The sequence below is a fragment of the Nocardioides sp. CER19 genome (genome assembly GCF_029846275.1).
Lineage (GTDB): Bacteria > Actinomycetota > Actinomycetes > Propionibacteriales > Nocardioidaceae > Nocardioides.
The window spans coordinates 1,203,520-1,224,928 of sequence record NZ_JARVWS010000002.1 but is presented as its reverse complement, the minus strand read 5'-3'; the positions used below and the strand labels follow the sequence as shown (position 1 = coordinate 1,224,928).

The following is a 21,409-nucleotide window of genomic DNA, read 5'->3' as shown; positions in this document are numbered from 1 at the left end:
CAGCCTAGAGGGATCGGCCAGTCCCCCGCGCCAGCTCGTCGAGCAGGTGGGCCGCCGAGTCGTCCGTGCGGGGCAGCCGCTCGATCCACACCCGCTCCGCGTGCGGCTCGACCATCCGCCGCAGCAGCGAGACCCGCGGCGCCAGCGCGGCGTCGCGGGCGGCGACGACCACGACCCGCGCCGGGCCGACCCGACCGATCGGCTCGGGCCCGTCGAAGACGGTCCGGGCGGCGCGGCCGAGGAGCGTCAGCCGGCGCGACGACGCCAGCGGGTCGAGCCCGGCCGGCGCGCCCGCCTGGGTGACGACGAGCGCGTGCCGACGGTCGTCGCCGCGGCCGCCCCGGTAGAGGTCGGCGACCCGCTCGCGCAGGTGGGCCAGGCTCGAGAGCCCGGTGAGCGGGTCGGAGCAGGACACGCCGTGCAGATAGGCCAGGGTCGCCTCGCCCCAGGCGACGGACAGGGCCCTGACCTCGTCGTAGGTCGGGTCGCGATCACGGACGAGCCGGGTGGTCGACCGGAGCTCCTCGATGCTCTCGTCCAGCGGCACCCCCAGGTCCGCCAGGTCGCGGCCGGCCACCCAGCACGCCTCCAGGATCGAAGGGCCGCCCGCGGCGAGAGCCACCCCCGCTGCCTCGAAGCGAGGCGGCAGCGCCGCCGACAGCTCCTCGGTCAGCCCCTCGACCGGCACCCGAGCGTCGCCCGACCAACGGGCGCGTCGCACCGAGAACCGTGCCACAGGTCGACTCCTTCGATCCCTTCCGACGACGGGCTCCTCGTTCCCGTCGTACGGCGGATGAGACGGGCGACGTCCCCGGTCGTGACGCCGCTTCACACAGGAAATCCGGGATCGGGGAAATTTCCTGCTTCTCGAGGCGTCAGCCTCGGCGGATCGTGCGTCAATGGCAGTGTGAGCGAGCAGCGTCCGGTCGCCCTGGCACCGGTGGAGGAGCCCGGCGACGCCGAGCTCATCTCGGCGGTCCGCGCCGGCGACGCCGACGCGTACGGCCTGCTCTTCGAGCGCCACGTCGGGGCGGCCCGGCGCCTGGCGCGGCAGCTCGTCTCCGCGGGCGACGTGGACGACCTGGTCTCGGAGGCGTTCGCCAAGGTCCTGTCGGTGCTGCAGCGCGGCGGCGGCCCCGACCTCGCGTTCCGTGCCTACCTCCTGACGTCGGTGCGCCGGCTGCACGTCGACAAGATCAGGTCAGGTCGCCGCCTCTCCCCGGTGGACGACCTGACGCCGTACGACCCCGGGGTGCCGTTCGAGGACACCGCCGTCTCGGGCTTCGAGAACGCGACCGCGGCCAGGGCGTTCGCCTCGTTGCCGGAGCGCTGGCAGCAGGTGCTGTGGCACACCGAGGTCGAGCGGCAGAAGCCCGCGGAGGTCGCGCAGCTGCTCGGGATGACGCCCAACTCGGTGTCGGCGCTCGCCTATCGCGCCCGCGAGGGGCTGCGGCAGGCGTTCATCACGATGCACGCGCAGGACGTCGTCGACGAGAAGTGCGCGGCGACGCGCGCGAACCTCGGGGCCTACCTGCGCGGCGGGCTCTCACGGCGCGACTCGGCCAAGGTCGAGGCCCACCTGCGCGAGTGCCGCCCGTGCGCCGCGATCTACCTCGAGCTCGCCGAGGTCAACGCCGATCTGGGCGCGGTGCTCGCACCGGTCCTGCTCGGCAGCGCCGGCGCCGGCTACCTCGCCGCCTCGCAGGCGGCGGCAGCGGCGGCGGCCAAGGGCGGCGCACTGCTCGCGCTCGACCGTGGCAAGGACTGGGTCGCGCACAACCCGGCCGGCCGAGCCACCGGTGGCGTGGCCGCCGCGGCGGTGGTGGCGGTGGCGGTCCTGGCCGGCCTCCGGCTGGCGAACGGCCCGGGGCCGCCGAGCGCCGAGCCCAGCAACCCCGGGACCACCGGAGCCGTCGCCCCGTCCGGTGCCCCGACGACCGGTCCCACGCAGACCGCGCCGCCCTCACCGGCCCCGACGGCGACCCACCCCGCGCACTCCGCGCCGCGCCTGGCACCACCGCTGCTCGGGCCGCCGGTGGTCGCCGCGGGTGGCCGGTCGAACGACGCGACGACCGCCACCGTGCCGTTCAGCCAGCCGTTGAGCACGTTCCCGACGAGAGCGGCCCCGACGAGCGCCCCTCCGACGGGCAGCGGATCGAGCAACCCCGTGCCGACGAACCGCGCGCCGAGGATCGTGCACCCGCTCGCTGACGTCTCGCTCGCCCCGGAGTCACGCTCGGTCACCATCGACGTCACCCGCGGCGCCCGGGACCCGGACGGCGACCCGCTGCACGTGCGGTCGACGCACGTCAGGGGCCATCCGCGGCACGGCACCGTCAGTATCGGCGGAGCCCACGCGCCCTCGGCCAGGAGCGTCGCGGCCGACCGCCCGCACCACCGGACGGTGACCTACACGCCGCGGCTCTCGTGGCGCGGGGCCGAGACGATCGTCTACACGCTCGCGGACGGGCACGGAGGCTCCGTCACCGGTCACGTCCGGGTCATCACCCCGAACCGCGCCCCGGTGGCCATGGCCGACCGCGCGACGACGCCGGCCGGTGACGATCGAGCCGTCGTCGTCGACGTCCTCGCGAACGACAGCGACCCGAACGGCGACGTCCTCACGCTCGCCGCAGGGCTCACGCGCGAGCCCACCCACGGCACGGTGACCCGTGCGGGTGCGGGCTACCGCTACGTGCCGGCCGAGACCTTCGACGGCACCGACTCGTTCAGCTACGCGATCACCGACGGGCACGGGGGCCGCGCCACCGCCACGGTCACGGTCACCGTCGTCCGCCCGCACGCCGACCTCACCCTCACCAGCGACCACCCCGCCGACCCCGGTGAAGGTGTCATCGGGTTCCACTTCCGGGCGGCCGGGATCCCGCCGGGGCGGCAGGCCCGGTTCACGGCGACCATCACCGGCTTCGGGCGCTGGACCGTCCACGCGCCCGAGCACGGCGGTGAGCCGTGCACGGAGGACCAGCAGGGCACGACCATGACCGTCGTCTGCACGGTGCGGGCCAACATCGAGTTCCTGCACGCCGACTTCAGGCCTGCGGGCGCCTTCACCGTCGACGCCAGGCTGGATCCGGTCGACTTCGACGGCGCATCGGGCGTCCTGCACCGAGAAGGACCAGGGCCGGACGGGGTGTCCTGACCGCGCCGAGCGGGTAAGAAGAAGACATGACCGTCAGCAGACTCGTCGCACGCCCGATGCTCGCCTCGCTCTTCGTCGCAGGCCCGCTGAACGCGCTCAAGGACGCCGAGGGCCATGCCGTGAAAGCCAAGCCCGTCACCGACCGGGTCGTCCCGGTCGTCGAGCGGCTCGGCCAGCGGGTCGGCGTACCGGTGCCGAACGATCCGAAGGTCTGGGTGCGAGTCAACGCGGCGGTCCAGCTCGCCGCCGCGCTCGGGCTCGCCACCGGCCGGGCGCCGCGGGCCTCGGCGGCGCTGCTGGCCGGGACGCTCGTGCCGACGACCCTGGCCGGGCACCGGTTCTGGGACGAGACCGACCCGGCCGCGAAGCGGATGCAGCGGATGCAGTTCTTCAAGAACCTCTCCGTGCTCGGCGGCCTGCTCATCGCAGCCGGTGACACCGATGGCAAGCCCGGCGTCGCGTGGCGGACCCGGCACGCCGCGAAGGACGCCCGGCGGGCCGCGCGCCAGGAGGCGCGCCTGCTGAAGGCGAAGGCGCACCTGCGCTGACGGCCGGACCGGCGGGGCCGGCCCGTGCCGATAGCCTTGGGCGCGTGACGGCACCGCTCGAGGACCCCTGGCCCGCTCCGCGCGCACGCGGAGCCGTCGACGCCGTCGTGACGCTGCCAGGCAGCAAGTCCCTCATGAATCGCGCGCTGATCCTCGCGGCGCTCGCGGACGGCCCATCCGTCGTACGCCGCGCGCTGCGCTCGCGCGACAGCCTGCTGATGGCCGGCGCCCTGACCGCGCTCGGTGCGAGCGTCGACACCGACGGCGAGGACTGGGCGGTCACGCCCGCGACGTTCGACCGCGACGCGAGCATCGACGTCGGGCTGGCCGGCACCGTGATGCGCTTCGTGCCGCCCGTGGCCGCGATCGGCACCGGGCTGGTCTCCTTCGACGGCGACCCCTACATGCGGCAGCGGCCCATCGGCGAGATCCTCGGCGCGCTGCGGGCGCTCGGGGCGGCGGTGGAGGGCGACGCGCTGCCGTTCAGCCTGCGCGGGAGCGGCTCCGTCCCCGGCGGCGTCGTGACGATCGATGCCTCCGGGTCGTCGCAGTTCGTCTCCGCGCTGCTGCTCGCGGGCGCGCGCTACGACGCCGGGGTCGACGTGCGCCACGACGGCAAGCCCGTCCCCTCGCTCCCCCACATCGAGATGACGATCGAGATGCTGCGCGAGCACGGCGTCTCCGTCGACGACGCCGAGCCGAACCGCTGGGTCGTCGCGCCGGGGCCGGTCAAGGCCGTCGACCACGTCATCGAGCCCGACCTCTCCAACGCCGCCCCGTTCCTCGGGCTCGCCGCCGTCAGCGGCGGCACGGTGACCGTCCGCGACTGGCCGCGGCGCACCACCCAGCCCGGCGACGCGCTGCGCGACCTGCTCGAGCGCATGGGCTGCTCGGTCACGCTCACCGACGACGGACTGACGGTGACCGGCACCGGCGAGCTGACCGGCATCGACGCCGACCTCCACGACGTCGGCGAGCTCACCCCGGCCGTCGCTGCGCTCTGCGCGCTCGCGACGACGCCGAGCCACCTGCGCGGGATCGCCCACATCCGGGGCCACGAGACCGACCGACTCACCGCGCTGGCGACCGAGCTCGGCGCGCTCGGGGCCGACGTCACCGAGCACCCCGACGGGCTCTCGTTCCGTCCGGCGAGCCTGCACGGCGCCACGTTCCACACCTACGCCGACCACCGGATGGCACACGCCGGCGTCATCGTCGGCGCGGCGGTCGACGGCGTGTCCGTCGAGAACGTCGGCACGACCTCGAAGACCTTCACCGACTTCGCCCCGTTCTGGGCTTCGCTGTTCTGAGACACGACCGCGACCCATGGCCCGCAACGCGAACCGCTACACGGATCACGACGTCGAGCACTACGACCGGCCTCGGAGACGGACCCGCCCGCGCACCAAGGAGCGGCCGTCCTACGACGAGGCGACCGAGGGCGTCGTCGTCACCGTCGACCGGGGCCGCTTCACGCTGATCGTCGACGGGCGGGAGATCTGGGCGGTCAAGGCGCGCCCGCTGGGCCGGAAGGGCGTCGTCGTGGGCGACCGGGTCCGGGTCGTCGGCGACGTGACCGGCGCCGACGGGTCGCTCGCCCGGATCGTGGAGGTCCAGCCGCGCAGCACCGTGCTCCGACGCACGGCCGATGACGACGACCCCGTCGAGCGGGTCATCGTCGCCAACGCCTCCCAGCTCGTCATCGTCACCGCCCTGGCCGACCCCGAGCCGCGGCACGGGCTCATCGACCGCGCGCTCGTGGCGGCGTACGACGCCCGGATGGCGCCGCTGCTCTGTCTCACCAAGGCCGACCTGGCCGACCCCGAGACGCTGCTGTCGACCTACCGCTCCCTCGGGGTGCCGTGGGTGGTGACGCAGCGGGGCGGTGACCTGACCGAGCTGCGCGAGCGGCTCGCCGGGCGGGCCAGCGTCCTGCTCGGCCACTCGGGGGTCGGCAAGTCGACGCTGGTCAACGCGCTGGTGCCGGACGCCGGGCGCGAGGTCGGCGACGTCAACGCGGTCACCGGGCGCGGTCGGCACACCTCCACGTCGGCGCTCATGCTGCCGCTGCCGTCCTCCACGGGCACCCCCGGCGACGACGGGTGGATCATCGACACGCCCGGGATCCGGTCCTTCGGGCTGGCCCACGTCGAGCCGGAGCACCTCATCGAGGCCTTCCCCGACCTCGACGAGATGACCGAGGACTGCCCGCGCGGCTGCACGCACGGCGAGGAGGAGCCGGAGTGCGGCCTCGACGCCGCCGTCGCTGCCGGCGAGGCCGACCCCGACCGGGTCGCGTCGTTCCGCCGGCTGCTCGCGGCTCGCTCCGCGCCCCTCTACTGACCGGAAGGGCTAGCCTCTCCCCGTGCCCAGCGACTACACCGACGACCTGCGCCTCGCGCACCTGCTGGCCGACGACGCGGACTCGATCAGCTCCGACCGGTTCAAGGCGCTCGATCTCCGCGTGATGACGAAGCCCGACCTGACCCCGGTCAGCGACGCGGACCAGGCGGTCGAGGAGTCGATCCGGCGCACGCTGTCGCGCACCCGCTCACGCGACGCGATCACCGGCGAGGAGACCGGCACGACCGGGTCGTCGAGCAGGCGCTGGATCATCGACCCGATCGACGGCACCAAGAACTACGTACGCGGCGTGCCGGTCTGGGCCACCCTCATCGCGCTGGCCGTCGACGACGAGGTCGTGATGTCGGTCGTCTCGGCGCCGCAGCTCGGCCGGCGCTGGTGGGCCGCCCAGGGGCAGGGCTCGTGGACCGGGAAATCGCTGATGAAGGCGGCCCGCAACACCGTCTCCGACGTACGCCGTCTCGAGGACGCCTCCTTCGCCTACTCCGAGCTCTCCGGCTGGGAGGACCGCGGCCGGCTCCAGGAGACCCTCGCCCTCATGCGGCGGGTGTGGCGCACCCGCGCCTACGGTGACTTCTGGTCCTACATGCTGCTCGCCGAGGGCGCCGTCGACATCGCCGCCGAGCCCGAGCTGGCCCTCTACGACATGGCGGCGCTGGTGCCGATCGTCACCGAGGCCGGTGGCACCTTCACCTCGCTGGACGGCTCCCCCGGTCCGTGGGGCGGCAACGCGCTCGCGTCCAACTCCCACCTGCACGAGGCGGCCCTGTCGTTCCTCGGCTCGCTGCCCGACGGCGACGACGACCCGGACTGGCCGACGTCGGGTCCCGGCACCGTCACGCCGCTGCACGGCCGCTGACCACCCACTGACCCGCAGCGTTCCCGCTGGGACGATGGTTGTCGCGCCGGGCGGCGCGGGTCTACGGTCGGCAGATGCACATCAGCGAGGTGCTCGCCCGCAAGCCGAGCGGTGCCGTCGTGACAGTGACGCCCGAGACGACCATCCGCCAGCTGCTCGGCGTCCTCGCCGAGCACAACATCGGCGCCTGCGTCGTCTATGCCGATGACGCCATCCAAGGCATCGTCAGCGAACGCGACATCGTGCGGCGCCTGCACGCGGACGGCCCGGCCGTGGCCGTCGAGAACAGCGTGGGCGCGATCATGACCACCGAGGTCACGGTGTGCTCCCCCGCCGACGCGGTGGAGGAGATCCTCGGCGTCATGACCGAGCGCCGGATCCGGCACCTCCCGGTCGTCGAGCACGGCGAGCTCCTCGGCATCGTGAGCATCGGCGACCTCGTCAAGCACCGGATCGACCAGCTCACGTTCGAGCGCGACCAGCTCGAGGGCTACGTCCACCAGCACTGAGCGGTCGATCTGCACAGAACCTCCACACGTCGCACCCACGTTCGCGACGTACGCGCTCCTAGCCTGCTGCCATGCAACAGTCGCGCCGGGTCCTCGTCGTCGAGGACGAGCCGGTCATCAACCAGACCGTCTCCGACCGGCTCACCGCCGAGGGCTACGACGTCGTCCGCGCGTGGGACGGGCCCGGCGCCGTCGCCGCCGACACCGAGCACGACCCCGATCTCGTCGTCCTCGACGTCATGCTCCCCGGGTACGACGGCCACGAGGTGTGCCGCCGGATCCAGTCGCGACGACCGGTACCGGTGCTCATGCTCACCGCGCGCGACGACGAGGCCGACGTCCTGGTGGGGCTCGGGGTCGGTGCCGACGACTACCTGACCAAGCCGTTCCGGATGCGGGAGCTGGTCGCCCGCGTCGCGGTGCTGCTGCGCCGCGTGGACCGCGCCGCCGAGCTCGCCGACCGCCTCCCCGCGGCCTTCGGCGACCTGCGCGTCGACGCCGCCGCGCGGCGGGTCTGGCTGCACGAGCAGGAGGTGCGGCTGACGCCCACCGAGTTCGACCTGCTGCTCTGTCTCGCCTCGGATCCCGGCGCCGTCGTGACCCGCGACCGGCTGATGGCCGAGGTCTGGGGCTGGCCGGGCGCCTCGGCCACCCGCGCGGTCGACAGCCACGTCAAGGGCCTGCGTGCCAAGGTCGGCGCCGAGCGGATCCGCACGGTGCACGGTGTGGGGTACGCGCTCGAGGTGACGCGGTGAGCGACACGGTCGCCCGCGTCGGTCCGCTCTCCTGGGTCCGCTCGGTCAAGGTCAAGCTCGGTGTGCTCGTCGCGGCCAGCGTGGTGGTCGCCGTCGCGGTGGCCAGCCTCGGCAGCGCCGGCGGTGTCCCGATGAGCCTGACCATCCCCGTCACGATCCTCCTCGCCCTCGCCGTCACCCAGCTGCTCGCCGTCGGCATGACGTCACCGCTTCGCGAGATGACGGCCGCGGCGGGGCGGATGGCCACGGGCGACTACGACGTCCGGGTCACCGCGACCTCCAACGACGAGGTCGGCGAGCTGGCCCGCGCGTTCAACACGATGGCGCGCGACCTCGCGACCGTCGACCAGCAGCGGCGCGACCTGGTCGCGAACGTGAGCCACGAGCTGCGGACGCCCCTGGCCGCCCTGTCAGCGGTGCTCGAGAACCTCGTCGACGGTGTCGGGCCCACCGATCCCGCCTCCCTCGAGTCGGCCCTGACCCAGACCGAGCGGCTCAGCGGGCTGGTCACCGACCTGCTCGACCTCGCCCGGGTCGACGCCGGCAAGGCACCGCTCTCCCCTGCCCCCGTCCCGCTGGGGCCGCTGCTGGCCGACGCCGTCGCGGAGGCGGAGATGCTCGGCCGCGCCGTGACGTACGACGTCCGCGTGCCCGACGACCTCGTCGTCCGTGCCGATCCCGACCGGCTCCACCAGCTCGTCGCGAACCTGCTCGACAACGCCTCGCGACACAGCCCGGCCGGCGGTGTGGTCCGGGTGAGCGCCACGGCGAACGGCGAGCGTTTCCGCCTCGAGGTCCACGACGCCGGGCCGGGCGTCGCCCCGGCCGACCGCGAGCGCGTCTTCGAGCCGTTCGGGACCCTCAGGTCCACCGCGGGCGGCGGTGGCACCGGCCTGGGGCTCGCCATCGCGCGCTGGGTGACGGAGCTGCACGGCGGCTCGATCAGCTTCGTCGACCCGGAGCCGGGAGCGAGCGGCGCCCGTGTGCGCGCCGACCTCCCCCTCCAACCGCCCGACCGACCCGTCACTCCTCATGACGACCGCCAGGAGGTCAGCATGTCCCCGATCCCGCCCGGCCCGGCTCCGACGCCGGCGCCCGTCAGGCCCCCCACCGGGGCGACGGCACCACCGCCCCCGCTGCGTCCGCTCCTCGACGACGCCTTCGGCGGCTTCTGGCCCGACGGGGGCGTCCCCGCGAGGCTGCCGCTCCTGGTGGCGGCGCTGGCCGTCGGTCTCCTCGGCGCGATCGTGCTGCCGTTCCGCGACCTCGGCATCGGTACCGCGATCGTGCTCCTCGCGGCCGGCGGGGTCGTCCTGGCGGCGGCCAAGGACCGACGCGACCCGTTCACGATCGCCTGTGCCGTGCTGTGCGGACTGCTCGCGGCGACGACGGCGCTCCGTGCGGCCGACTGGATCGTCGTCCTCTGCCTGCTCGCCGGCGCCGTCGTCTGCGCCTGCGGGGTGACCCGCGGCCGCACGCTTCCGGGCTTCGTCCTCTCTTGCATCTCGGGCCCGCTCGCCGGCGTCCGCGGCCTGCCCTGGCTGGGTCGCACCGCCGCTCGCGTCACCGGACTCGGCCACGGGGCGGCGCTGCTCCGCACGTTGGTCCTGTCGATCGCCGGACTGCTCGTCTTCGGGCTGCTCCTGGTCTCCGCCGACGCCGTCCTCGCCGAGTGGGTCGACGCCGCGCTGCCCGACCTCACCGTCGACACGGTCGTGCTCCGGGCGTTCGTGCTGGTCGCCGTCGGCGGCGCGGTCCTCGCGGCGGCGTACCTCGCCCTCAACCCGCCCCAGGTGGACCGCGCCGCGCCACCGGCCCGCCCGGTGAAGCGCCGCTATGAGTGGCTCGCCCCGGTGCTCGTCGTCGACGCCGTCTTCGCCGCGTTCCTCGTCGCCCAGGCGGCGGCGTTCTTCGGCGGCCACGACTACGTGCAGCGCACGACCGGGCTCACCTACGCCGAGTACGTCCACCAGGGGTTCGGCCAGCTCACCGTGGCGACGGCGCTCACGCTGCTGGTCATCGGCGCCGCGGCCCGCAAGGCGCCGCGCGAGACGGCGTCCGACCGGCTCTGGATCCGAGTCGCGCTCGGTGCCCTCTGCGCGCTGACGCTCGTCGTCGTCGCGTCGGCGCTCTACCGCATGCACCTCTACCAGGAGGCCTACGGGTTCACCCGGCTCCGCCTGCTCGTCGACGTCTTCGAGGGCTGGCTCGGCGTGGTGATCCTCCTCGTCGCCGCCACAGGGATCGCGCTCCGCGGCTGGTGGCTCCCCCGTGCCGCGCTGCTCACCGGCACGGCCGCGCTCCTCGCCCTGGCGGCGGTCAACCCCGACGCGTGGATCGCCCAGCGCAACCTGGACCGGTACGCCGACACCGGGAAGGTCGACTGGACCTACCTGCAGGGCCTGTCCGACGACGCGGTCCCGACCCTCGCCGCCCACGACGCGGGCTGTGCGCTGGCCGGACGCCAGCAGGCCGACGACGACTGGCTCGAGTGGAACCTCGGCCGCTCGCGGGCCGCGGGCCACCTCCCGGAGCTCGCCGGGCAGGCGGGCAGCCCGGACTGCGCCCAGGCCACCGCCACTAGGGTGGGTCCATGACTGAGAAGCCCGAGATCGAGTTCTTCGACCCCGAACCGCCCGCCGACCTCGTGGTCACCGACCTCTCCGAGGGCGACGGCCCGGAGGCGACCGCCGGCAGCACGGTGACCGTGCACTACGTCGGTGTCGCGCACTCCACCGGCGAGGAGTTCGACGCCTCCTACAACCGCGGTGAGCCGCTCCGCTTCCGCCTCGGCGTCGGCCAGGTCATCTCCGGCTGGGACCAGGGCGTGCAGGGCATGAAGGTCGGCGGCCGCCGCCAGCTCGTCATCCCGCCGCACCTCGGCTACGGCGACCGCGGCGCCGGCGGCGTCATCAAGCCGGGCGAGACGCTGATCTTCGTCGTGGACCTGCTGGGCGTCGCCTGAGGCTCAGGGCTTCCGGAGTACCCGGTTAACCGGGTACTCCGGAACTTCACGGGTGTCACGGCACCCCGGAAGTTCCGCTCCTCCCTGGGCGCTGTGACAGGAGTGACGGACGGGAGAACCCCGTCACCAGGGCAGGTCGTCCTCGTAGGTCGCTTCGTCGACCACGCGGGCCGCCTGCCCACCCAGCCGTACGACGTCCCCGACGTGCAGCTGCCGGCCGCGACGCGTCTCGACGTCGTCGTTGACGACCACCTCGCCGGCCGCGATGACCTCCTTGGCCTGGCCGCCGTGCTCGACGAGGTTGGCCAGCTTGAGGAACTGCCCGAGCCGGATCATGTCCTCGCGGATCGGGACGTCGTCGGGCTCCATGCGGATCAGTGAACCACGACGCTCACCGCGTGGATGATGACCCCTACCAGGCCACCCACGATGGTGCCGTTGATCCGGATGAACTGCAGGTCGCGGCCGACGTGCAGCTCGATCCGCCGGGCCGCCTCCTTGCCGTCCCAGCGCTCGATCGTGTGCGTGATGATCGCGGTGACCTCGGCGCCGTACCTGTCCACCGCGAAGACGACGGCGTCGGCCGCGAGCCCGTCGAGTCGGCGCCGCAGCGCCTCGTCGTCGACCAGCCGCCGGGCGAACTCGGTGAGCTCGGCCCGCAGCCGCTCCCGCAGCGCCCCGTCCGGGTCGCGGAGCGAGGACGTGAGGACCCGGCGCAGCGCGTTCCAGACGGCGATGCTCGACTCGAGCACCTGCGGGTGGTCGAGCAGGCGCTCCTTCAGCCGTTCGGCCCGGTCCTGGGTGGGCGGGTCCTCCCGCAGGTTCTTCGCGAGCGTGGCGAGCATCGAGTCGATGGCCACCCGGGCGCGGTGGTAGGGGTCCTCCTGGATGTCCTCCACCCAGCGCACCAGCTCCAGGTGGATGCGCGCGGTGACCCGGTCGTTGATCGCGGGCGGCGTCCACCAGGGTGCACGCTCCCCCAGCACGTCGGTGACCGTGTCCTCGTTGGCCAGCAGCCAGGCGTGCAGCTCGACGAGGGCGAGGTCGACGAGTCCGCGCTGCAGGTCGTCGTCGATCGCCTCCTGCAGCAGCCCGCCGAGCAGCGGCGCGACGGGTTCCTCGCGCAGCCGCGGGAACAGCGCCTCCTTGAACAGGCTCCCGACGTGGTCGTCGCGCACCCGCGACAGCGCGGTCGCCGCGACGTCGGACACCTCGTCGACGACGCGCCGGGCGTTGTCAGGCTCGCTCAGCCAGCGACCGACGCGAAGCGAGATGTCGGCGACCCGCATGCGATCGCGGATGACCTCCTCCTGCAGGAAGTTCTCCCCGACGAAGTCCTCCAGGCCCCGGCCGAGGTCGTCCTTGCGCTTCGGGATCAGCGCCGTGTGGGGGATCGGCAGGCCGAGCGGGTGCCGGAACAGGGCGGTCACCGCGAACCAGTCGGCCATGGCGCCGACCATCGACGCCTCGGCTCCGGCGTTGACGAACCCGAGGAAGCCGTGCCCCCCGAGCGTCACGAGATAGACGATCGCCGCGAGCACGAGCAGCCCCAGGGCGACGCTCCGCATGCGGCGCAGCGCCTTGCGACGTCCCTCGTCGGCTGCCGGGTCCCCCACCATCAGGCTCACGGAGCCGATTGTGCCGTGCCACCCGAGGATTGAGTCGGCCCCCGCCGCTCATGGGACACTGCACCCCATGGTTCGCACCGTGATCACCTTCGGGACGTTCGACGTTTTCCACGTCGGGCACCTGCGGATCATCGAGCGCGCGGCGTCGTACGGCGACCGCCTGGTCGTCGGCGTCTCCGCCGATGCCCTCAACCGGGTGAAGAAGAACCGCGAGCCGGTGTTCACCGAGGCCGAGCGGCTCTCGATCGTCGGCGCCCTCAAGGCCGTCGACGAGGTCTTCGTCGAGGAGAGCCTCGAGCTGAAGCGGCACTACATCGAGAAGTACTCCGCCGATGTCCTCGTCATGGGCGACGACTGGGCCGGCCGCTTCGACGAGTTCACCGACATCTGCGAGGTTGTCTACCTCCCGCGTACGCCTGCCATCTCCACCACCGCGCTCATCGAGAAGATCTCGAACGGCTGACGGGGCCGGCAGGTTCCGCGAGATCTGCGACCCTCGAGCGTCTCGACCACCTCCAGGTGGCCGAGGCACTCAAGGCTCAGAAGCTGACCCCCGGCGGCAGGTTCGGCCGCTCGTCGGACAGCGAGACGTGCACGACCCCGTCGACGATCTCGACGGCGTGGGTCCGGATGGGGAGGGTCGCGGGCAGGATGTCGACCTTGCCGGTGCGGAGGTCGAACGCGGAGCCGTGCAGCGGGCACTCGATCTCGCAGCCCTCCACCCAGCCCTCGGAGAGGGAGGCGTTCTGGTGGGTGCAGGTGTCGTCCACGGCGTAGACCTCGCCGTCCTCGGCCAGCACCAGGCAGATCGGGGGCTCGCCCTCGGGGTCGAAGCGGACCGGCTCGGACGGGACGAGGTCGGAGAGCGGGCAGACGGGGATCACGCACGAGACAGTAGCGGCCACCCCGAACGGGCCGTGACAGACTCCCGGCTGTGCCCGACCAGCCCGCCTCCACGTACGTGCTCACCGTCGACTGCCCGGACGGTCCCGGCCTGATCCACGCGGTGTCGGGCTTCCTCTACGAGCGGTCGGGCAACATCCTCGAGCTGCAGCAGTACGAGAACCACCGGGAGGGGCGGTTCTTCCAGCGCATCGAGTTCGAGGTGCTCGGCGACGCGACCCTCGAGCGGCTGCGCGCGGAGTTCGGGGCACTCGCGCTGCGCTACGGCATGCACTGGCAGATGCGCGCGGCTGACGCGCCCTACCGGACGCTGATCCTGGTGTCGAAGGACGGGCACTGCCTCAACGACCTGCTCTTCCGCTGGCGCAACGGCGCCCTGCAGATCGACGTCGCCGCCGTGGTCTCCAACCACCGCGACCTCGAGCCGCTCGCCACGTCGTACGGCGTCCCGTTCCACCACGTCCCCGTGGCGGCCGGGACGAAGGCCGATGCGGAGGGGCGGCTGCTCGAGATCGTCGAGCGGGAGCGGATCGACCTGGTCGTGCTGGCGCGTTACATGCAGATCCTGTCCGACGGGCTCTGCGAGGCGCTCGCGGGCCGGGCGATCAACATCCACCACTCGTTCCTGCCGAGCTTCAAGGGCGCGAAGCCCTACCACCAGGCGTTCGACCGGGGCGTGAAGCTGGTCGGCGCGACCGCCCACTACGTCACCGGTGACCTCGATGAGGGCCCGATCATCGAGCAGGACGTGGTCCGCGTCGACCACCGGGCCAGCGTCGAGGAGATCGTCGCCGCCGGCCGGGACGTCGAGGCTCAGGTGCTCGCCCGCGCCGTCAGGTGGCACGCGCAGACACGCATCCTGCTCAACGGGCACAAGACCGTCGTCTTCCGCTGACCCGGGCCGGAGCCCGGGTCAGCGGCGGTCACTGCGCGCGGGCGGAGACCAGGGCGAGGACGTGCTCGACGAGCTCGATCAGGGTGGTCTTCGTCGACTCCCGGTCGCGGGCGTCGCAGGTGATGACCGGCACCTCGGCTCGGAGCGCGAGCGCCTCGCGGATCTGCTCGGCCGTGTAGCGGTTGTCGTCGAAGACGTTGTGGGCGACGACGAACGGCACGTTGCGCGACTCGAAGTAGTCGATGGCGCCGAAGGAGTCGGCGAGCCGACGGGTGTCGATGAGGACGACGGCGCCGATGGCGCCCTGCGTCAGGTCGTCCCACATGAACCAGAAGCGGTTCTGGCCCGGCGTACCGAAGAGGTAGAGGATCAGGTCCGAGTCGAGCGAGACCCGGCCGAAGTCCATCGCGACGGTCGTCGTCGTCTTGTCCGGCACCGCCGAGAGGTCGTCGACGCCGGCGCTCGCCGAGGTCATCACAGCCTCGGTGGTCAGCGGCATGATCTCGGAGACGGAGCCGACGAAGGTCGTCTTGCCGACGCCGAAACCACCGGCGATGACGATCTTGGCCGACATGGTCGCCTGGCGGGTGTCGGGAATCACGGGCGTTGCCTCCATGGCTATCAGAGGTTGCGGAGTCCGCTGAGGACCCGCTCCAGCAGGGCTGCGTCGGGACGGCTGTCGGCGTCGTCGTTGGTGAGGGTGTGCACCTGGACGACGCCACGATCGGCGAGATCGGAGATCAGCACCCGCACGACGCCGAGCGGGAGCTTGATGAGGGCGGCCACCTCCGCAACGGAGCGGCTCTCCGTGCAGAGCTCGGCGATGGCCGACTCCTCCGGACTGCGGAACCCACCCTGCTCGGGGTCGACGTCGGTCTTGACGAGGGCCTCGAGCGGGTAGTCCCGCTTGGGTTTCGTGCGCCCGCCCGTCAGGGCGTACGGCCTGACGAGCGGCAGCGGGTCGTTGCTCACGATCTCACCCCAGTCATGGGCTGTCAGGCACCGTCGGCGCCGGTCCGGGTAGCGGGCGTCAGCGCGCTGGTGACCCGCGAGATCAGCAGCTGCATCTCGTAGCCGACCTGGCCCAGGTCGCAGTCGGGGCTGGCCAGGGCCGCCAGGCTCGAGCCCTCACCCACGGCCATGAGGACGAGGTAGCCGCCGTCCATCTCGATGACCATCTGCTGCACCTGGCCCGCGGCGAAGCAGCGCGCCGCGCCCATGGTGAGGCTCGTCAGGCCCGAGGTGATCGCCGCGAGCTGGTCCGCGCGGTCCGGCGGGAAGTCGCGGGAGCTCGCCATCGGCATCCCGTCGGCCGACACCAGGATCGCGTGCGCGATGTCCGGCGTGCGCTGGGTGAGGCTGTCGACCAGCCAATCGAGTCCGGCGCTGACAGTCGTCACTGGTGCTCCTCGTGTGCTCGGGTCTCGGCCGCCTCGTAGGCGTCCGGAACGGTGATCTCATCACTACTGTCAACCGGCACCGTATCGGTGGTCCGGGCACGGCTGACGCCTTGCTGGAAGTTCGAGAGCCCACGGGTACGTCGGCGCTCGAGCCTCGGCATGGGGACGACGTTCTCCGCGGCCGCCGGGATGACGGGCGTCGGCGCCGCCGATCCGGGCACGAGGTTACGGCCCGGGACGCGCACCGGGAGACCGTCCGCGGTGAGCGGGGACTCCTCCTCGGCCTCCGGCTCGGAGAGCTCGGCCGCGCGGCGCCAGCCCTCGTCGCCGGGTGAGGTCCAGTCGTCGGTCGCGGCGGGCTCCGCCGCGAGCACGTCAGGTTGGGCCCGGCGCGCCTCGAGCGGCGTACGCCGTGTGAACCACTCAGACTGCAGGGTGGCGAAGATCGACGTGTCGTCCTCGTTGTCCTCGGCCTCGGCGAGCGCCTCCTCGGCGCTCGGCGCGCTCAGCACGTCGGCGGCGAGCTCGGCGATGAGCGGATCGAGGACAGGGCCCTGGGGCTGCGGCGCGACCGGCTCGGGCGTGGGCTCGGGGGCCGCACCGGACCCGAACGCGTCGAAGGGCTGGTCCAGCGGCAGGTTGTTCCGCGGGATGCGCGTCGGAAGCCCGCTCGACGTCAGCCCCGGAGTTCCGCCCGACTCCGGCGCCTTCTCCGGCTCCGCGTCCCAGGCCGGCTCGCCCGGCTCGGCCGGCGTGTCGCCGGCGCGGTCGACCGGGGCTACGGGCGCGATGCCGTTGAGAGCGGTGCCGTTGAGAGCGGTGCCGTTGAGAGCGGTGCCGTCGGCCGTGCCGTTCCCGGATCCGTTCAGCGGGCTGCCGTTGCGCTTGGCGATGCTGGACAGCGGGTTCTTGATCGCACCGCCGACACCCTCGGCGCGGCCGGTGAGGTAGTTGTTGAGCAGCTCCTCCGGGTCGCGGAGCGGCACGGTCGTCGTGAACCAGCTCTTGACCGGGGGCTCCGAGGCGACCGGCGGCGAGGTCGGCGTGTAGCCCTCCGGCGGCCGCACGGACGGCGGCATCGGCGCGCCCGGCAGCGATGAGGTGGACGGCGGCAGCGGGGTGCTGGCGACCGGACGCGTCGGGAGGGACGGGAGCGATGGTGCGTCGGCGCTCGGGGGCGCGGGCTCGGCCGCGACCGGGGACACCGGCTCGGCCGGGCGTTCCGGCAGCTTGAGCTGCTCGGGCAGGCTCGGCGACGGCGTCAGCGGCGTGAGCAGCTCCGGGAGCGGCTCGGCGAGCGGGTCGACGAGCGGGTCGACGGCCTCGACGAGCAGGGCCGAGCGCGTCTCCGGTTGGACGAGCATGCCGGTCGGCACCTCGACGCGGGCGACGACGCCGCGCGGGCTGTTGGCGCGCAGCTCCACCGAGAGGCCGTGCCGGTCGGCGAGCCGCGAGGCCACGACGAGACCCATCATCCGGGCGACGTCGGCGTCGAGGCCGCCGCTGCTGTGGAGCTTGTCGTTGGCGGCGTCCAGCTCGTGCGGGGTCATCCCGATGCCGAGGTCGCGGATCTCGATGACGAGCGGGCTGAGCGGCGACGTGCGGCTGGACCGTACGACGACCGGCGAGTCCGGCGGCGAGAAGTTGGTGGCGTTCTCGATGAGCTCGGCGAGCAGGTGGACGAGGTCGCCGGCCACGCTGCCGCGGAACTTCGCCGTCTCGCCCGACTCGATCTCGACGCGGGCGAACTGCTCGACCTCCGAGCTCGCCGCGCGGAGCACGTCGAGGACGGCGACCGGGCCGCGGGCGGCCTGCCCGGTGTCGCCGCCGGCGAGGACCATGAGGGACTCGTCGTTGCGGCGCATGCGGGTGGCGAGGTGGTCGAGGCGGAACAGGTTCGACAGGTGCTCGGGGTCCTGCTCGCCCGACTCGAGCTCGTCGATGAGCCGGAGCTGACGCTCGACCAGGCTCTGCGAGCGGCGGGAGAGGTTGACGAACATCTTGTTGACGTTCGCACGCATCTGGGTCTGCTCACCGGCGAGCCGGACGGCCTCGGCGTGGACGGCGTCGAACGCGTCCGCGACCTCCGCGATCTCGTCCTGGCTGCCGACGTAGATCGGGCTGACGCTGAGGTCGCCCGCCTCGTCGGAGTCCTCCAGGGCCCGGACCCGCTCCGGCAGGCCGTGCCGGGCGATGTCGAGCGCCGCGTCCCGCAGCCGGTTGAGCGGGCGCAGGATCGACCGGGCGACGATGACGGTCGCGATCAGCGCGAGGAGCAGGACGACGAAGACCGTGACGGCGCTGACCACTGCGTCGTGCTGGGCCGAGACGCGGCGGCCGTCCACCTCCTTGGCGAGGTCGGTCGCGGCGGTCGTGATGACGCCTGCCATCTGTGCCAGGAAGTCGCCGGAGGCGGCGTTCCAGGTGGCGGGGTTCAGGTGCATGGTCTCGGGGTCGCCGGTGCTCAGCAGCGACCCGACGGCCGCCTGCATCGGCGCGTGCGACCCGAAGAGGTCACCGCTACCACCGTTGATCGTCTCGAACTCGTGCTGGGCGCGTACCGACGTGTTGTCGTAGAAGTGGCCGCTCGCCGCCGCGTAGGTGGCCGCCGCCGTCGCGAGCTGAGCGAGGTCGAAGTCGCTGATCTCGCCGTCCGCGAGCGCCTTGGTGACCAGCGTCCGCTCGTCGGCGAGCGCCTCGGCCGCCGTACGGACCTCGCTGAGGGCCGACGACTGGCGGTAGAGGTCGCGGGCCGCTCCCACCTCGGGCAGCCGGCCGGCCAGTCCGAGCAGGAGGTTCAGGGTGTTGGTGTACTCCGTCTGGCCCACCAGGCGGGTGCCCGGCGCGGCCAGCTCGGCGCGGAGGCCGTCGATGTTGCCGAGAACGCCGGTGATGGAGCCCAGGTCCTGACGCAGCTTGGCGTCGTGGGAGGTGTCGACCTGCAGCAGACGCACGCGCCAGGCCTGGATGGCGGCGTCGGTGGTCGCGCGGACCTGGGCCAGCGCCTTCGCCGGGACCTTGGCGCTGCCGGTGTCGCGCTCGACCTGCAGCTGGAGCGCCAGGCGGAAGCTCCACGGGAGCGCGTTCGCGATGCTCGCAGCACGCGTGGCGTCCGCGCTGTCACGGACGGCTGAGGCCATGCGGAGGCCACCGAGGCCGAGCGCGGCGAGTGTCGGGATGAGCAGCACCGCAACGAGCCTGGTGCGGATACCGCGCCAGGCCTTCCGACGAGCTGTACGAGTGGTCGATGGCACCGCCATGCTCCCTCACCTCTGGACGCCCTGCATTGCGTAGAAGGCACACGCGTCTCCGTGAGCCCGCCCGTTCCCCCGCCCTACCAGACCTGCTTGCGTGCCGCTGTACACGCTGCCGGTCTGGCACGGCAGGCGCCAACATAGGGCAATTTGCACATCGACACCCGAAGATGCCAAAAATCCGGATTTCACCCTCAACCGGGTAGGCGACCCCCTAACTTCGTGATCACTCGGGGCAGAGCACCGTTCACATCACGCCGGCCACGCCGGCCGCCCTGGAGGTTGCACCCATGCCGGACGTGTCCACGAGCGTCACCATGTCGTCGTTCGACTCGGCCCTGGTCGGGCTCTCGTTCCTCATCGCCGTGTTCGGCGCATGGTGCGGCTTGAGCTGTGCTGCCCGCGCCGCCCGGTCCTCAGGATCCTCGACCGGCGGCTGGCTGGCCGCCGCGGCCGCCGCCCTGGGTGGCGGGACCTTCTGGTCGATGCACTTCATCGGGATGCTCGCCTACCACGGCAGCGTCGTCTACCGCCTCAAGGTGGCCGGGACCGCGCTGTCCTTCGCCCTCGCGATCGGCGCCGCCCTGCTCGGGGTGGCGGTCGCGAGCCGCGTGCGCGGCTGGCTCGGTTGCGTCGTCGGCGGACTGGTGCTCGGCGGGGGCGCGAGCTTCGTGCACTTCACGGCCATGTCCGCCATGAAGATGAACGCCACGACGTCCTACCGCGGCAGCACCGTCGCGCTCTCCGTGGCGATCGCCGTCGTCAGCGCGATCCTCGCCCTGACGCTCACGCTGAAGGTGCGGCGGGCCTGGGGGCCGACCGTTGCCTCGCTGGTCCTCGGCGCCGGGGTCTGCGGCATGTTCTATGTGGCGATGCTGGCCCTGACCGTGACGCCGCGCGTGACCGGCGTCGACCTCGACCTGGCGAAGCACGGCGCCGACCCGTTCTCGCTGGCCATGCCGGTCTTCGGCATCACTGCCGTGCTGCTGTTCGTGCTGCTGTTCACAGGCATCTTCGGCGCCCGGCAGGACGGTCCGGCGCCGGAGCCGGCGCCCGTCGCGGAGCCCGAGCCGGAGCCGGCCGTCTAGCGACCGACCCGCTCGGGGCGGCTGTAGACGACCATCGACGTCCCGCGGAGGAACCCGACGACGGTGAGCCCGGCCTCCTCGGCGAGCTCCACCGCCAGCGAGGACGGCGCCGAGACGGCGGCGAGCACCGGGATGCCGGCCATCGACGCCTTCTGGGTGAGCTCGAAGCTGGCGCGCCCCGACACCATGAGCACGGTGCCGCGCAGCGGGAGCTTCTCGTGCTCGAGCGCCCACCCGACGACCTTGTCGACCGCGTTGTGCCGGCCGACGTCCTCGCGGGCGACGAGCAGCTCCCCGGTCCGGCCGTCGAAGAGCCCGGCCGCGTGCAGGCCACCGGTCTGCTCGAAGACCTCCTGGGCCGCGCGCAGCCGGTCCGGGAGCGCGGCGAGCAGCTCCGGGTCGACGACGAGCGGGTCGCCGGCGACGTCGTAGGACGACCGGGTGCGGACGGCGTCGATGCTGGCCTTGCCACACACGCCGCACGACGACGACGTGTAGACGCTCCGCTCGAGGCCGAACTCGGGCACGGTCACGCCGGGCGCGAGCTGCACGTCGAGGACGTTGTAGGTGTTGACCCCCTCGTCGGTGGCGCCGGCGCAGTAGCGCGCGGTGCTGATGTCCTCCCGCTGGGCCACCACGCCCTCGGAGACGAGGAAGCCGGCGGCGAGCTCGATGTCATGACCCGGGGTGCGCATGGTGACCGCGAGGGAGCGGCCGCCGAGACGGATCTCGAGCGGCTCCTCGGCTGCCAGCTTGTCCTCGCGGACCCGTGGGGCACCGCCGACCTCCAGACGGGTCACCTTGCGGCGTACGGCGCGCTTGCGCATGCGACCGAGACTAGCCGTCGAGCGATGCCGCCAGGGCGCGCGTGCGCTCGACCGCCGCGGCCACGTCCTCGGCCGTGCCGCCGGCCCGGCCGGCGGCCAGCCCGATCACGAAGGCGGAGACCGGCGCCGCCTTGCGCTCGACGGCGTGGGCGACGTCTCCCGCGATCCCCAGGATCGCGTCGATGTCGACCTCGCTGTCCAGTCCGAGCTCGGCGGCGAGCCGCGGCACCCACTCCTCGACGGTCATCTCTCTC

General features: G+C 72.9%; 22 protein-coding genes. 12 read left to right on the top strand and 10 right to left on the bottom strand.

The window, feature by feature from the left end; genetic code table 11:
- Positions 1-4: 4 nt before the first annotated feature.
- On the bottom strand, positions 5-736 hold the full coding sequence (locus QDS12_RS14330) for a hypothetical protein (protein WP_279879884.1): 732 nt from the start codon (positions 734-736) through the stop codon (positions 5-7).
- Positions 737-907: 171 nt separating this feature from the next.
- On the opposite strand from QDS12_RS14330, the gene QDS12_RS14325 reads away from it, so the two are divergent.
- From QDS12_RS14325 to QDS12_RS14285, 9 genes are all read left to right on the top strand, one after another.
- A complete protein-coding gene (locus tag QDS12_RS14325; protein WP_279879880.1) occupies positions 908-3,160 on the top strand; it encodes a sigma-70 family RNA polymerase sigma factor in 2,253 nt (750 codons plus the stop codon).
- 26 nt (positions 3,161-3,186) lie between these two features.
- Positions 3,187-3,708, top strand: a complete 522-nt coding sequence (locus QDS12_RS14320; RefSeq protein WP_279879877.1) for a DoxX family membrane protein — start codon at positions 3,187-3,189, stop codon at positions 3,706-3,708.
- 44 nt (positions 3,709-3,752) lie between these two features.
- Positions 3,753-5,018, top strand: a complete 1,266-nt coding sequence (gene aroA, locus QDS12_RS14315; RefSeq protein ID WP_279879874.1) for a 3-phosphoshikimate 1-carboxyvinyltransferase — start codon at positions 3,753-3,755, stop codon at positions 5,016-5,018.
- 16 nt (positions 5,019-5,034) lie between these two features.
- Positions 5,035-6,051 (top strand): ribosome small subunit-dependent GTPase A, encoded by a 1,017-nt coding sequence (gene rsgA / locus QDS12_RS14310; protein ID WP_279879871.1) that lies wholly within the window; start codon positions 5,035-5,037, stop codon positions 6,049-6,051.
- A gap of 22 nt (positions 6,052-6,073) precedes the next feature.
- Positions 6,074-6,931, top strand: coding sequence for an inositol monophosphatase family protein (locus QDS12_RS14305; protein WP_279879868.1), 858 nt, complete (start codon positions 6,074-6,076; stop codon positions 6,929-6,931).
- A gap of 74 nt (positions 6,932-7,005) precedes the next feature.
- The gene (locus QDS12_RS14300) at positions 7,006-7,440 is read left to right on the top strand and encodes a CBS domain-containing protein (RefSeq protein ID WP_279879865.1); all 435 of its coding nucleotides are present in this window, start codon (positions 7,006-7,008) and stop codon (positions 7,438-7,440) included.
- Between the two features lie 71 nt (positions 7,441-7,511).
- Positions 7,512-8,195 (top strand): response regulator transcription factor, encoded by a 684-nt coding sequence (locus tag QDS12_RS14295; RefSeq protein WP_279879863.1) that lies wholly within the window; start codon positions 7,512-7,514, stop codon positions 8,193-8,195.
- Positions 8,192-10,792 carry a DUF4153 domain-containing protein gene (locus tag QDS12_RS14290; protein ID WP_279879860.1) on the top strand — a complete coding sequence of 867 codons (2,601 nt, stop codon included), beginning with the start codon at positions 8,192-8,194 and terminating at the stop codon, positions 10,790-10,792. Before QDS12_RS14295 ends, QDS12_RS14290 begins: the two co-directional genes overlap by 4 nt.
- The gene (locus QDS12_RS14285; RefSeq protein ID WP_279879858.1) at positions 10,789-11,160 is read left to right on the top strand and encodes an FKBP-type peptidyl-prolyl cis-trans isomerase; all 372 of its coding nucleotides are present in this window, start codon (positions 10,789-10,791) and stop codon (positions 11,158-11,160) included. Before QDS12_RS14290 ends, QDS12_RS14285 begins: the two co-directional genes overlap by 4 nt.
- A gap of 123 nt (positions 11,161-11,283) precedes the next feature.
- On the opposite strand, the gene QDS12_RS14280 is transcribed toward QDS12_RS14285, so the two are convergent.
- Together QDS12_RS14280 and QDS12_RS14275 are read right to left on the bottom strand one after the other, a co-directional pair.
- The gene (locus QDS12_RS14280; RefSeq protein WP_279879857.1) at positions 11,284-11,529 is read right to left on the bottom strand and encodes an RNA-binding S4 domain-containing protein; all 246 of its coding nucleotides are present in this window, start codon (positions 11,527-11,529) and stop codon (positions 11,284-11,286) included.
- A gap of 5 nt (positions 11,530-11,534) precedes the next feature.
- The gene (locus QDS12_RS14275; RefSeq protein WP_279880446.1) at positions 11,535-12,779 is read right to left on the bottom strand and encodes a DUF445 domain-containing protein; all 1,245 of its coding nucleotides are present in this window, start codon (positions 12,777-12,779) and stop codon (positions 11,535-11,537) included.
- Between the two features lie 76 nt (positions 12,780-12,855).
- On the opposite strand from QDS12_RS14275, the gene QDS12_RS14270 reads away from it, so the two are divergent.
- Positions 12,856-13,251 (top strand): adenylyltransferase/cytidyltransferase family protein, encoded by a 396-nt coding sequence (locus tag QDS12_RS14270; RefSeq protein WP_279879854.1) that lies wholly within the window; start codon positions 12,856-12,858, stop codon positions 13,249-13,251.
- A 76-nt stretch (positions 13,252-13,327) separates the two neighbouring features.
- On the opposite strand, the gene QDS12_RS14265 is transcribed toward QDS12_RS14270, so the two are convergent.
- Positions 13,328-13,672 carry a bifunctional 3-phenylpropionate/cinnamic acid dioxygenase ferredoxin subunit gene (locus QDS12_RS14265; protein WP_279879851.1) on the bottom strand — a complete coding sequence of 115 codons (345 nt, stop codon included), beginning with the start codon at positions 13,670-13,672 and terminating at the stop codon, positions 13,328-13,330.
- Positions 13,673-13,722: 50 nt separating this feature from the next.
- On the opposite strand from QDS12_RS14265, the gene purU reads away from it, so the two are divergent.
- The gene (gene purU, locus QDS12_RS14260) at positions 13,723-14,586 is read left to right on the top strand and encodes a formyltetrahydrofolate deformylase (protein WP_279879848.1); all 864 of its coding nucleotides are present in this window, start codon (positions 13,723-13,725) and stop codon (positions 14,584-14,586) included.
- Between the two features lie 28 nt (positions 14,587-14,614).
- On the opposite strand, the gene QDS12_RS14255 is transcribed toward purU, so the two are convergent.
- The 4 genes from QDS12_RS14255 to QDS12_RS14240 are packed head-to-tail and all read right to left on the bottom strand — an operon-like array spanning position 14,615 to position 19,174.
- Positions 14,615-15,160, bottom strand: a complete 546-nt coding sequence (locus QDS12_RS14255) for an ATP/GTP-binding protein (protein WP_347882187.1) — start codon at positions 15,158-15,160, stop codon at positions 14,615-14,617.
- 47 nt (positions 15,161-15,207) lie between these two features.
- Entirely contained in the window at positions 15,208-15,558 is a 351-nt protein-coding gene (locus QDS12_RS14250) for a DUF742 domain-containing protein (RefSeq protein WP_279879842.1), read from the bottom strand.
- Between the two features lie 23 nt (positions 15,559-15,581).
- The gene (locus tag QDS12_RS14245; RefSeq protein WP_091119210.1) at positions 15,582-15,986 is read right to left on the bottom strand and encodes a roadblock/LC7 domain-containing protein; all 405 of its coding nucleotides are present in this window, start codon (positions 15,984-15,986) and stop codon (positions 15,582-15,584) included.
- Entirely contained in the window at positions 15,983-19,174 is a 3,192-nt protein-coding gene (locus tag QDS12_RS14240; RefSeq protein WP_279879838.1) for a nitrate- and nitrite sensing domain-containing protein, read from the bottom strand. Before QDS12_RS14240 ends, QDS12_RS14245 begins: the two co-directional genes overlap by 4 nt.
- Positions 19,175-19,530: 356 nt before the next feature.
- Here QDS12_RS14240 and QDS12_RS14235 point away from each other — a divergent pair, with 356 nt between their 5' ends.
- Positions 19,531-20,328: an MHYT domain-containing protein gene (locus QDS12_RS14235; protein WP_279879835.1), complete on the top strand. Its 798-nt coding sequence runs from the start codon at positions 19,531-19,533 to the stop codon at positions 20,326-20,328.
- Here QDS12_RS14235 and fdhD read toward each other — a convergent pair.
- Complete coding sequence (gene fdhD, locus QDS12_RS14230; protein WP_279879832.1) at positions 20,325-21,155, bottom strand: formate dehydrogenase accessory sulfurtransferase FdhD; 831 nt, start codon at positions 21,153-21,155, stop codon at positions 20,325-20,327. The genes QDS12_RS14235 and fdhD overlap by 4 nt on opposite strands.
- Before the next feature lie 10 nt (positions 21,156-21,165).
- Positions 21,166-21,402: a DUF6457 domain-containing protein gene (locus QDS12_RS14225; RefSeq protein ID WP_279879829.1), complete on the bottom strand. Its 237-nt coding sequence runs from the start codon at positions 21,400-21,402 to the stop codon at positions 21,166-21,168.
- Between the last annotated feature and the right edge of the window lie 7 nt (positions 21,403-21,409).